The organism is Corynebacterium sp. HMSC034B08 (assembly GCF_001835805.1).
In the GTDB taxonomy this organism is placed as follows: Bacteria; Actinomycetota; Actinomycetes; order Mycobacteriales; family Mycobacteriaceae; genus Corynebacterium; species Corynebacterium coyleae.
In genome coordinates, this window is sequence record NZ_KV825906.1 from 113490 (window position 1) to 124763 (window position 11274).

Consider the following 11274-nt stretch of genomic DNA (forward strand, 5'->3'; position numbering starts at 1 on the left):
TCCCGCGCGTGACCAAGGTGGCGGTGCCGAAGTGTGACATGTCCTCGTGGTCAAAGCCCGTCACGCGCTCGTACACCGCCGCGCGGACATCGCGGCCCGTTTTCATCGCGGCCTTGGATGTGAACCACGTCGCCCCGATAGCCGCCACGACCTGCACCAGCGCCACCACCAGCATCGTGCGGCCGACCCGCCAGATATACGGCACGTCAGCCTGCGCGACACCGTTGTTGATGATGTCCGCGTTCAAATCCGGCAAGTACAGCGTGGCCAGGGTCGTGACCAGCTGGAGCACGATCACCAGCGCAATCGTCGGCGCGTAGCGTTTTCCAAATCGCGTGGTTAAGCGGATGAGATCCACGTGGGTGCCCTTTCTGTAGGTAACCGGGCAAGTGTAGACGTTTCTGGCGTGCTGCTGCCTAAAAGACGATATCGCCTTTTGCAGGGTGGGCCACTGCAAAACCCCAGGTCGCGGCTCGGTGATTGGTGCAAAAGACGATATCGCCTTTTGGGCTGTGGTTGTAGCAGCGGTCCGCGGGGTGCGTCATGTCGATTTTGCAACAAAAAATCGACACGTCGCGCGGACGTGTTTATTCTTTCGACATGACTGGAAACACAGCGGCGTTCGACCCTGCGAAGCCGTACAACGATCTTCCGCCGCTGCCACCACAGCACACGCTTGAGACCGCAAAGGTGCTCAAGGCTGTTATCGACGCTCGCAGCGAACTGGCCGCCCTCAACACCGCATGCCGGTTGATCCCGAACCCGGAGATCATCACCTCCACTATCCCGTTGCGTGAGGCGCAGGCATCGACGGAGATCGAAAACATTGTGACCACGAACGATGAGCTGTTCCGGGCTCAGTGGAGCATCGATCTGGAGCCTACGCCGGCAACCAAGGAAGCGCTGCGCTACCGCGATGCTCTGCGGCGCGGCGTGGACCTGATCGCGGATAGGCCGGTGTCGGAGAAGGTTGCGGTTGAGGTGTGCTCGACCCTGCAGGGTGGGCAGGCCACGCTCCGCTCAACACCGGGTACCTACATCGGCGACCCGGTCACGGGCACGCGCGCGTACACCCCACCCGAAGGCCTCGACGTGCTGCAACGCCACCGTTCGGCGTGGGAACGCTACATCTACTCGGACCACGGGTTGGATCCGCTGGTGTTGATGGCGGTGACGCATTACCAGTTCGAAGCTATCCACCCGTTTTACGACGGCAACGGCCGCACCGGCCGCATCCTCAACATCTTGTTGTTGCTGCAAGAGAAGGTGTTGTCACTGCCGGTGCTGTATCTGTCAGGGACGATCGTCGATAGGAAAGCGGAGTATTACCGGCTGCTGCGCGCGGTCACCGCGGACGGTGGGTGGGAGCAGTGGATCCTGTTCATGGTCAACGCGGTGACTGAGTCGGCCCGGAGCACAAGCTTGCTTATCGACGACCTCCGCACCCTCCAGGACACCACCACCGCCCGTGTCCGCGAAGCCGGCATCTCGCCAGCAGCCGAACTGGCGGAGCTGCTGTTCGTTCAGCCGTATGTCCGCATCACGGACGTGATCGATGCGGGACTGGCGAAGCGGCAGACAGCATCGATGTGGCTGTCGCAGCTGGTCGAGGCCGGCATCCTCGAAGAACAGAAGGCGGGGCGGTCGAAGGTGTTTCTGAACACGGCAGCGCTCGAGGTGCTGACCCGACGCTAACCCCCGATATCGCCTTTTGCGGGGTGGGCCTCTGCAAAGCCCCAGGTCGCGTCTCGCCGGTCGGTGCAAAAGACGATATCGCCTTTTGGGCTGTGGGGGCCGCTACGGTGCGCGGGGTGCGTCATGTCGATTTTGCGACAAAAAATCGACACGTCGCGTGGACGTGTCGATTCGGTGTACATGACGAGGCGCGCTTCTGGCGCACGCCACGGGGGCGCCGGAGCGCCGGGGCGCCGGCGTTACTCGCCGGCGCGGGAGTGGCCCAGCATGTCTTCCCACTCGACGATCTTCTTGCGCTCACGCGGGAAGGTCGCGTCGGCGGCGCCGAGGGCGCGCTCGGCCTCGTCGAGCTTGTACCAGCCGGCCCAGGTGGCGTAGTCGATGCCGCGCTCGCGAAGCAGGTCGAGGATCTCGTCCTTGCCGGTGTGGGCCGGGGTGGCGAGCTTGCCGGCGTCGGCGTCGGCGATGAGCATGTCGGTGGTTTCCTTCGCGTCCGACTTGGTGTTGCCGATCAGGCCGACCGGGCCGCGCTTGATCCAGCCGGTGACGTAGAGCTTCTCCTCCGGTGCGGCACCCTCTTCGGCGGTGACCAGGACGCGGCCGCCGTCGTTCGGGATGACATGGCGCTCAAGGTCGAACGGGACGCCCTCGACCGGCTCGGAGCGGTAGCCAACGGCGTGGTAGACCTGCTGGACCGGCCAGTCGGTGAACTTGCCGGTGCCACGGATGCCACCCTTGCCGTCGAGTTCCTGGCGCTCGGTGCGCAGGCCGGTGATGTTGCCGGCGTCGTCGGTAAGCACCTCGACCGGTTCCTCGAAGAAGTGGATGTAGATCTTGTGCGGGGAGTCGTCCGGCTCGCGCATGGCGTACTGCTCAAGCACTTGGCAGTTGAGGTCGATGGATTTGTCGGCGCGACGGACCTCTTCGGAGAGCTGGTCGTAGTCGATGTCCTCCGGGTCGACGAGCACCTGGATGGTGTCGGACTCGTCGAGTTCGCGCAGTTCCTTCGGGGTGAACTTCGCCTGGGCGGGGCCGCGGCGGCCGAACATGTGGACGGTCTCGGCCTGGTTCTTCTTCAGGGACTCGTAGACGTTGTCCGGGATCTCGGTGACGGCGAGCTCGTCGGCGGTCTTGGCCAGCACGCGGGAGATATCCAGGGCCACGTTGCCCACGCCGATAACGGCGACTTCCTTGGCCTCGAGGTTCCAATCGCGCTCGAAGCGCGGGTTGCCGTCGTAGAAACCGACGAACTCGCCAGCGCCGATGGACTTATCGCCGCCCGGGATGAGCAGTTCACGGTCGCGTACAGCGCCGGTGGAGAGGACGACGGCGTCGTAGTAGTCGCGCAGCTCATCGATGGTGATGTCGCGGCCGACGGTCACGTTGGCGATGAGGCGCAGGTTGTCTTTGTCCAGCACGTTGTGCAGGGATTTCACAATGCCCTTGATGCGCGGGTGGTCGGGCGCAACACCGTAGCGGATGAGGCCGAACGGGGCGGGCATCTGCTCGAAAAGGTCGACGTGGATGTCGTGCTCTTCGTTGCGGATGAGCAGGTCAGAGGCGTAAATGCCGGCGGGGCCGGCGCCAACAACGGCGATGCGCAAGCTCATGGGTGATGGTCCTTTCGCAAAAGGGGGATTTTCTCGTTGGCCGTTACTATAGCGCATAGACAGAGCGGTCTTAAAGTTTTGGCGATTTACATTCGTGTCCTTAGAGGTGCTTAAAGCGGGCTCGTAAACAAACATTCAATGCATTACATTCACGCGCTTAACCGGCAGTTTCGGCGTTTTGGTTGTGCTAGACAGGCCGGTACGGCATGCTTGCCCATCAACACCGAAATGAACAGCATCGCCGAACCGACCGGTCTACTTTTTGGAGGGCCCGTGACCGCACCAACGAAAACCGCGAAACCGCGCGCAAAGAAGCCGCAGGGGCAATGGCTTATCGACGGCACCGCGCCGCTCAACCACGATGAAGAAATCAAGCAGGCGTCCCCGGTCCTCGACGTGAAGCAGCGTGTGATCGATACCTATTCCAAGGGCGGCTTCGACTCGATCGATCGCGAGGACCTGTACCCGCGCTTCAAGTGGCTTGGCCTGTACACCCAGCGCAAACAGAACCTGGGTGGCGAGTTCACCGGCGAGGACAACAAGGTGCTTGAGGACAAGTACTTCATGATGCGCATCCGTTTCGACGGAGGCATCTGCTCCACCGCGCAAGCCCGCGCCGTCGGGGAGTTGTCCCGCGATTACGCCCGCTCCACGGTGGACCTGACGGATCGGCAGAACATCCAGTTCCACTGGGTGCGCATCGAGGACGTCCCGGCGATCTGGGAGAAGCTGGAGGCGAACGGCCTGAACACCTGGGATGCCTGCGGGGATGTGCCGCGCGTGATCCTAGGCTCGCCGGTGGCCGGCATTGCCAAGGATGAGATCATCGACGCCACGCCCGCGATTCGGCAGATCCAGGAGATCGTTACCGCAGAGGAGTTCCAGAACCTGCCGCGTAAGTTCAAGTCCGCCATCTCCGGCAATGCGCGCCAGGACGTGGTCCACGAGATCAACGACCTTGCCTTCATCGGCGTCGAGCACCCCGAACTCGGCCCCGGTTTTGAGTGCTATGTGGGCGGCGGCTTGTCGACGAACCCGATGCTGGCACAATCCCTCGGCGCCTTTGTCACCCTCGAGCAAGTTCCGGACGTGTGGGCGAACGTTGTGCGCATCTTCCGCGACTACGGCTACCGTCGCCTGCGCAACCGTGCCCGTCTGAAGTTCCTCGTGGCCGAGTGGGGTGTGGAGAAGTTCCGCGAGATCCTCGAAGAGGACTACCTGGGCTACAAACTCCCGGACGGCCCGCACGCCCCGAACAACCTGGTGGACCGCGACCACATCGGCGTGCATGAGCAGAAGGACGGCAACCTGTACATCGGTGTGAAGCCGACGCTTGGCCACATGTCGGGCGAGCAACTCATCGCCCTGGCTGACCTGGCGGAGAAGTACGGCGTGACGGATCTGCGTTTCACCCCGTTCAAAGAGGTGTTGCTGCTTGGGGTCGAGCCGGGTGCCGTGGAAAACCTTCAGGCGGATCTGGAGGAGATGGGCCTGTACTCCAAGCCGAGCGAGTTCCGCCGCGGCCTGCTGTCGTGCACCGGCCTGGAGTACTGCAAGTTGGCGCACGTGACCACCAAGTCCCGCGCCATTGAGCTGGCCGATGAGTTGGAGGAGCGCTTCGGGGACCTCGACTCGCCGATCACCATTTCGCTCAACGGTTGCCCGAACGCCTGCGCCCGCCACCAAGTCTCCGACATCGGTTTGAAGGGCCAGATGGTGGATAACGGCCACGGCGAAAAGGTCGAAGGCTTCCAGGTACACCTTGGCGGCACGATCGGCGAGGGCGCGAACTTTGGCCGGAAGCTGCGTGGTCACAAGGTGTTGTCCAGTGAGTTGACGGAGTATGTGGCCCGGGTGGTGCAGCGCTTCGTCGATAAGCGTGAAGGCGCTGAGACATTCCGTGACTGGGTCGCGCGCGCCGATGAGGAGGACCTGCGATGAGCTTTCGCCGCGAACCAAACCCGAACCGCAACTTTCCCACTTTCTGCCCGTACTGCGGCGGCGAGGATCTGTGGCCGAACGAACAGACCGAATTCGCGTGGAAGTGCTGCGAATGCCTCCGCGTCTTCGAGGTGAAGTTCCACGGCCAGGACGACCCGCAAGGCGCGCCGTCGAAGGCGCCATCCACGGAAGAAGCGCTGCAGGCCTCGCTCGCACGCCACGGCCACACCGGCGCATTGAAAGGCAACCAATGATTAACCTGCTCAACCAGCCCAGCAACTTCCGCGATCCCGATATCAGCCCCGACGGCCCGACAACGACATCGCCGCTGCCCAATAGATTGGCGCAGCAAAACGCATTGCTTGTCGACGACTGGGCCGCCAAACTCCACAACGCCCCCGCCTCCGAGATTCTCCAGTGGGCGAACGAGTACGCGCCGGGCCCGCTCGTGGTGACCCTGTCCATGGAGAACACAGTGCTCGCCGAACTGGCCGAGCGCCACCTACCCGGCGCGGACTTTCTGTTCCTGGACACCGAGTACCACTTCCCGGAAACCCTGGAGGTGGCCGACCAGGTGGAGGCGCGCTACCCCTCGCACCGCTTGGTGCGGGCGAAGGCGCAACTGACCCGCGCGCAGCAGGACGAGACGTACGGGCCGAACCTGTACCTGCGCGCCCCGGGTGCGTGCTGCCGCATGCGCAAGGTCGAGCCGCTGGCGGTGCATATGAGCCCGTACGCCGGCTGGATCACTGGGCTGCGCCGCGCCGACGGCCTCACCCGTGCCGACGCGCCCGCGCTCAGCCTCGATGCGACCGGCCGGTTGAAGATCTCCCCGCTGGTCACCTGGTCCTTGGAGGACACCGCCGCCTTCGAGCGCGACAACGACCTGATCATCCACCCACTGACCCGGAAGGGCTACCCCTCCATCGGCTGCGCCACCTGCACCCTGCCCGTGGCGGAAGGGGAGGACCCACGCGCCGGGCGCTGGGCGTTTGCCACCAAGACAGAGTGCGGCCTGCACGAATAGCCGAATAGCGCAACAACCGGACAACAAGGAGCAACACAATGACGCAAGCAACGGCAACGCAACTGTCGCCGCACTTGAAGGATTTAGAAAACGAGTCGATCCACATCATCCGTGAGGTGGCGGGGCAGTTCGACAAGATTGGCCTGCTGTTTTCCGGCGGGAAGGATTCCTGCGTGGTGCTGGAACTCGCGCGCCGCGCGTTCTACCCGGCCAAGCCGCCGATTGAGCTGCTGCACGTGGATACGGGGCATAACTTCCCGGAGGTGATTGAGTTCCGGGATGCGATCGTCGATAAGCATGGGCTCCGCCTGCGAGTCGCCCACGTGCAGGATTGGATCGACCGCGGTGATCTGCAGGAACGCCCCGACGGCACCCGTAATCCGCTGCAGACCGTGCCGCTGGTGGAAACCATCGCCGAGGTCGGATACAACGCCGTGCTGGGCGGGGCGCGTCGCGACGAAGAGCGTGCCCGCGCCAAAGAACGCGTCTTCTCCGTCCGCGACTCCTTCGGCGGCTGGGACCCGCGCCGCCAACGCCCCGAACTGTGGGACCTTTACAACGGCGCGACCCTGCCCGGCGAAAACGTCCGCGTCTTCCCAATTTCCAACTGGACCGAAGCCGACGTGTGGGAGTACATCGGCGCGCGAGGCATCGAACTGCCATCCATCTACTACGCCCACGACCGCGAAGTGTTCAGCCGCGACGGTATGTGGCTCACCCCCGGCGAATGGGGAGGCCCCCGCGACGGCGAACAGCTGGAAACGCGCCGGGTGCGCTACCGCACCGTCGGCGACATGTCCTGCACCGGCGCCGTTGACTCCGACGCCGAAACGATCGACGAGGTCCTCGTCGAGATCGCCAACTCCACTCTGACCGAACGCGGCGCAACTCGTGCCGACGACCGCCTGAGCGAATCCGCCATGGAAGACCGCAAGAAGGAAGGCTACTTCTGATGACCGCCCCAACCATCGCACCCGCTGCTACCTCCGAAACCGCCCCTGAAACCGGCGCTGCCGAAACTGCCACCGCCGCGCTGTCCGCCCGCGAGACGCTGCGCCTGTGCACCGCCGGCTCCGTTGACGACGGCAAGTCCACCTTCGTCGGTCGCCTGCTGCATGACACCAAGTCGGTGCTTGCCGACCAACTCGCCTCCGTGGAACGCACCTCCGCCGACCGCGGCTTTGAGGGCCTGGACCTGTCACTGCTGGTCGACGGCCTGCGCGCCGAGCGCGAGCAGGGCATCACCATCGACGTGGCCTACCGCTACTTCGCCACCGACAAGCGCACGTTCATCCTCGCCGACACCCCAGGTCACGTGCAGTACACGCGCAACACCGTGACTGGCATGTCCACGTCCCAAGTGGTGGTACTGCTTGTCGACGCCCGCAACGGCGTCGTTGAACAAACCATCCGCCACCTCACCGTGGCCAAACTGCTCGGCGTGCGCACCGTGATCCTGGCGGTGAACAAGATCGACCTCGTTGATTATTCGCAGCAGCGTTTCGACGAGATCAAGGCCGAATTCGACGCCAAGGCCGGCGAACTCGGCATCGAGGAGCCGCACGTCGTGCCGATTTCCGCGCTGCGCGGCGATAACGTCGCGGAGCGCAGCGACGCGACGCCCTGGTACACCGGCCCGACCGTGCTCGAACTGCTGGAGAGCATCCCCGTGCAGCGCGGCCGCGCCGATGACCTGGACTTCCGTTTCAACATCCAGGTCGTGCTGCGTGAACACGCCTCCGACTACCGTGCCTACGCGGGCCGCGTCAACGCCGGATCGATCACGGTTGGCGATGAGATCTTCGCCCCCTACGGCCGCACCACCACCGTTGCCGGCATCGACACCGCCGACGGGCCCGTGGACACCGCCCATGCCGGCGACTCCGTGGCGCTGCGGCTCACCGACGACATCGACCTCACCCGCGGCGACCTGCTGGCCTCCGGCTCACGCCCCGAGGATGTGCGCGAGTTCGATGCCACCGTCGTCGGCCTCAACGAGAAGGACCTGCGCGCAGGCCAGGCCGTGAAGCTCCGCATCGGCACCGCGTTCGTCCGCGCCCGCGTGGCCAACGTCGAGCGTGTCTTAGACATCGACGGCGCCGAAGGCGACAACACCGCACCCGAAGCGGTTGCGCTCAACGACATCGCGCACGTGACCATCCACACCGCCGACGAACTGCCCGTCGAGCAGTACGCAGCCCGCGGTGCGGTGGGCAACTTCTTGCTCGTCGACCAGGCAAGTGGGAACACGTTGGCGGCTGGGTTCGTCGGAAAGCGCCTGCGGTAACACCCATGACTGCGCTGATCACCCTTTCCCACGGCTCGCGGCACCCCCGCGCCAAGGAAGGCATCCGCGCGCTCACCCAAGCCGCGGCCGCGCAACTCGGCGTGGAGTGGGCCGACGCCCACCTGGAGTTCGACACACCCACCCTCGCCGAGGCGGCCGCCTCCTTATCCTCGTCGCGCGCGATTGTGGTTCCGCTGCTGTTCACCCGCGCATTCCACGCCAAAATCGACGTGCCGCGCCACCTCGCCGAAGCCCGCCAGCACTGCGACCTCGTGCTCGCCGAGCCGCTCGGCACCGGGGGCGACATCGCGGATGTCCTTGCGCGTCGCTTGCGTATCGACGACCCCACCGCCACCCACGCAACCCTCTACCCAGTCGGCACCTCCAACCCTGAACAAGCCGCCAACTACGACCGCCTCGCCGCCGAAGTGGCCAAGCGTGCCGGGGTGGAAACGGCGGTGGTGTCGGCGACGCGAGGCCAGCGCCGCTTCGGCAATACACATGTGCTCCCACTGTTTGTCACCCACGGAACCCTGCTCGACCGGATCCCCGACCACCTGCCGGCATCCGGGCCGCTAACTACAGATCTCGCGCGGATCGTCGCCAACCGATACCGCGCCGCCGAGAAAGGCGCCTGACATGTACAAACTCGAAACACTGCTGCTCATCGCAGTCACAGGTCTTGCCGCGCAACTTGTCGACGGCGGCCTCGGCATGGGCTTCGGCGCCACCTCTTCCACCATGCTCATCGCGCTCGCCGGTATCACCCCGGCCGCTGCCTCCGCCGTCGTCCACACCGCGGAGCTGGGCACCACACTCGCCTCCGGCGTAGCCCACACGCGCTTCGGCAACGTGGACTGGCGCACCGCCTGCGCGATCGGCATCCCCGGCGCCATCGGGGCGTTTCTCGGCGCAACCGTGCTCGTGCGACTCTCCACCGAAGCGGCACGCCCGGTGATGTCGCTGATCCTCGCACTGATCGGCCTGAACCTCATGCTGCGCTTCGCCCGCGGGCTCACCCAACGCAAACTCGCCACGAAGCCTCACTCTCGCGGTTTCCTCGCAGGTCTCGGGCTCTTCGGCGGATTCATCGACGCCACCGGCGGCGGAGGCTGGGGGCCCGTCACCACCTCCACGCTGCTTACCGCAGGCCGTGCCGAGCCGCGACGCATCGTCGGCACCGTCAACACCGCCGAATTCCTGGTCACCCTCGCCGCAACGCTCGGGTTTGCGGTCGGGATGTGGCGTGACCTCGTCGCAAATCTCGCAGGTGTGTTGGCCCTGCTCATCGGCGGCGTGATCGCAGCACCCATCGGAGCGTGGATGGTCAGCCGTATGAACCCCATCGCGCTCGGCGGCGTCGTCGGCACCCTGGTCGTGTTGCTGAACCTGCCCGTCGTCTTGTCGTATGCCGGCATGACCAGCGGACTCTGGGTCGTCCGCTTGCTTATCGTTGCAATCGGAGCCGCCCTCTCCTGGCGAGGCATCCAACGCGCCCGCGCCAACTCCCGCGCCGCATCCGAGCGCGAAGGCGCAACAGTGGTGGAGCCGCAGCCTGCCCACATACGATAAGCAACTATGTCTGATTTGCTCATCGTTGCAGCCATGAAAGAAGAAGCCGCCGACATCATGTCCGGGGGCGACCACGAAGTACTCATCACCGGCATCGGCACCCTGCCCGCCGCGATCGCCCTGACCCGCCGCCTCTCCGAAGGCCCACTGCCGTCGCGCGTGATCAACGTTGGCACGGCAGGCGCGCTTGTGGACCTCGCCCCCGGCGTCTACGAGATTTCCGACGCCGTCAAGCACGACTTCAAGGTTGGCGGCACCTCCGACATCACCGACTTCGTCTACCCGCGCTGGTTCTCCTTCGAGCCCCTCACCGACCTGCCGAAAGCGAAGCTGGCCACCGGCGATGCGTTTGTGAACCGCTCCGATCTTCGCGACGAGCTCGCCAAAGAATGCCAACTCGTCGACATGGAGGGCTACGCGCTTGCCGCCGTCTGCTCCACCTTCAACGTTCCGCTGACCTTGCTCAAGCAGGTTTCGGACTCCGCCGACGAAGGCGCCTCCGCCATCTGGGAAGCAGCCCTTGAGCGCGCCCGCGTCGAACTCGAAGAAGCCCTGCGTGAGCACCTTCGCTGAAGACGCGGGCATTTCGCTTGACGACGACCCCACGTCCCTCTTCCAGCTCCTCGTCCTGTGCATGCTGCAAGCGAAGCCCATACGCGCCACCGCCGCCGTCGACGCCGCACGCGGACTGTTCGACGCCGGCCTGACCTCACCATCTGCACTGGTTGAAGCGCCGCGCTCGCAATTGATCCGCATCTTCGGCGCCGCCGGCTACGCCTGCGCAACCATGTTCGCCCGCGAGGCGCAGGGGGTGTGGCCGGAGTTGGCGCCGGTCTTCGACAAGAAGGCACTGCAGGGGGCCGCGAAGGTGGGACTGCCGGAAGATGCGCAGGAGCTCGAATCGCACGCCCGGTCCGAGGGTGTTGCCTTGCCCGCCTTCGCTGCCCACCTAGTCAAAGTGGCCCTCGGCGTTGAATGATCGGTCGTGGCAGGCGGATCGTCTAGCTAGACCTTCTGCCGGACTAGACGATCAAGCATTCCGCGCTGAATTTCCCCAGGTGAAGTTGCAACTGGTTTTCATTTAGGGGCGAATCGTCTAGCAGCATCATGTTATGTCCATGAACATTTTGGACATGGAGTCC

The 11274-nt window shown here is 64.7% G+C and carries 11 protein-coding genes and 1 pseudogene; 10 read left to right on the forward strand and 2 right to left on the reverse strand.

The window, feature by feature from the left end; translation table 11 throughout:
- A pseudogene (locus HMPREF2656_RS12970) lies at positions 1-358 on the reverse strand (ABC transporter ATP-binding protein); the annotation flags it as partial.
- A gap of 242 nt (positions 359-600) precedes the next feature.
- Here HMPREF2656_RS12970 and HMPREF2656_RS02260 point away from each other — a divergent pair.
- Positions 601-1695, forward strand: a complete 1095-nt coding sequence (locus HMPREF2656_RS02260; protein ID WP_246825082.1) for a Fic family protein — start codon at positions 601-603, stop codon at positions 1693-1695.
- 239 nt (positions 1696-1934) lie between these two features.
- On the opposite strand, the gene HMPREF2656_RS02265 is transcribed toward HMPREF2656_RS02260, so the two are convergent.
- A complete protein-coding gene (locus HMPREF2656_RS02265; protein WP_070815740.1) occupies positions 1935-3305 on the reverse strand; it encodes an FAD-dependent oxidoreductase in 1371 nt (456 codons plus the stop codon).
- A 228-nt stretch (positions 3306-3533) separates the two neighbouring features.
- Here HMPREF2656_RS02265 and HMPREF2656_RS02270 point away from each other — a divergent pair, with 228 nt between their 5' ends.
- From HMPREF2656_RS02270 to HMPREF2656_RS02310, 9 genes are read left to right on the forward strand one after another with little or no spacing between them, the layout of a single operon-like run.
- Positions 3534-5246, forward strand: a complete 1713-nt coding sequence (locus HMPREF2656_RS02270; RefSeq protein ID WP_070815760.1) for a nitrite/sulfite reductase — start codon at positions 3534-3536, stop codon at positions 5244-5246.
- Positions 5243-5500 (forward strand): hypothetical protein, encoded by a 258-nt coding sequence (locus tag HMPREF2656_RS02275; RefSeq protein ID WP_070423289.1) that lies wholly within the window; start codon positions 5243-5245, stop codon positions 5498-5500. Before HMPREF2656_RS02270 ends, HMPREF2656_RS02275 begins: the two co-directional genes overlap by 4 nt.
- A complete protein-coding gene (locus HMPREF2656_RS02280; RefSeq protein ID WP_070815741.1) occupies positions 5497-6273 on the forward strand; it encodes a phosphoadenylyl-sulfate reductase in 777 nt (258 codons plus the stop codon). Before HMPREF2656_RS02275 ends, HMPREF2656_RS02280 begins: the two co-directional genes overlap by 4 nt.
- A 38-nt stretch (positions 6274-6311) precedes the next feature.
- On the forward strand, positions 6312-7226 hold the full coding sequence (gene cysD, locus HMPREF2656_RS02285; RefSeq protein WP_070815742.1) for a sulfate adenylyltransferase subunit CysD: 915 nt from the start codon (positions 6312-6314) through the stop codon (positions 7224-7226).
- Positions 7226-8560 carry a sulfate adenylyltransferase subunit 1 gene (locus HMPREF2656_RS02290; RefSeq protein ID WP_070815743.1) on the forward strand — a complete coding sequence of 445 codons (1335 nt, stop codon included), beginning with the start codon at positions 7226-7228 and terminating at the stop codon, positions 8558-8560. Before cysD ends, HMPREF2656_RS02290 begins: the two co-directional genes overlap by 1 nt.
- Positions 8561-8565: 5 nt before the next feature.
- On the forward strand, positions 8566-9198 hold the full coding sequence (locus tag HMPREF2656_RS02295; RefSeq protein ID WP_070815744.1) for a sirohydrochlorin chelatase: 633 nt from the start codon (positions 8566-8568) through the stop codon (positions 9196-9198).
- Position 9199: 1 nt separating this feature from the next.
- Positions 9200-10132 (forward strand): sulfite exporter TauE/SafE family protein, encoded by a 933-nt coding sequence (locus HMPREF2656_RS02300; RefSeq protein ID WP_070815745.1) that lies wholly within the window; start codon positions 9200-9202, stop codon positions 10130-10132.
- 6 nt (positions 10133-10138) lie between these two features.
- Positions 10139-10705 (forward strand): nucleosidase, encoded by a 567-nt coding sequence (locus HMPREF2656_RS02305; protein ID WP_070815746.1) that lies wholly within the window; start codon positions 10139-10141, stop codon positions 10703-10705.
- On the forward strand, positions 10689-11111 hold the full coding sequence (locus HMPREF2656_RS02310; RefSeq protein WP_070815747.1) for a hypothetical protein: 423 nt from the start codon (positions 10689-10691) through the stop codon (positions 11109-11111). Before HMPREF2656_RS02305 ends, HMPREF2656_RS02310 begins: the two co-directional genes overlap by 17 nt.
- Positions 11112-11274 lie beyond the last annotated feature (163 nt).

Excerpts from the sequence above, each read along its gene's own strand:
- HMPREF2656_RS02260 (WP_246825082.1), top strand. The coding sequence starts at position 601 with ATGACTGGAAACACAGCGGCGTTCGACCCTGCGAAGCCGTACAACGAT.
- HMPREF2656_RS02265 (WP_070815740.1), bottom strand. The coding sequence starts at position 3,305 with ATGAGCTTGCGCATCGCCGTTGTTGGCGCCGGCCCCGCCGGCATTTAC.
- HMPREF2656_RS02270 (WP_070815760.1), top strand. The coding sequence starts at position 3,534 with ATGAACAGCATCGCCGAACCGACCGGTCTACTTTTTGGAGGGCCCGTG.
- HMPREF2656_RS02275 (WP_070423289.1), top strand. The coding sequence starts at position 5,243 with ATGAGCTTTCGCCGCGAACCAAACCCGAACCGCAACTTTCCCACTTTC.
- HMPREF2656_RS02280 (WP_070815741.1), top strand. The coding sequence starts at position 5,497 with ATGATTAACCTGCTCAACCAGCCCAGCAACTTCCGCGATCCCGATATC.
- cysD (WP_070815742.1), top strand. The coding sequence starts at position 6,312 with ATGACGCAAGCAACGGCAACGCAACTGTCGCCGCACTTGAAGGATTTA.
- HMPREF2656_RS02290 (WP_070815743.1), top strand. The coding sequence starts at position 7,226 with ATGACCGCCCCAACCATCGCACCCGCTGCTACCTCCGAAACCGCCCCT.
- HMPREF2656_RS02295 (WP_070815744.1), top strand. The coding sequence starts at position 8,566 with ATGACTGCGCTGATCACCCTTTCCCACGGCTCGCGGCACCCCCGCGCC.
- HMPREF2656_RS02300 (WP_070815745.1), top strand. The coding sequence starts at position 9,200 with ATGTACAAACTCGAAACACTGCTGCTCATCGCAGTCACAGGTCTTGCC.
- HMPREF2656_RS02305 (WP_070815746.1), top strand. The coding sequence starts at position 10,139 with ATGTCTGATTTGCTCATCGTTGCAGCCATGAAAGAAGAAGCCGCCGAC.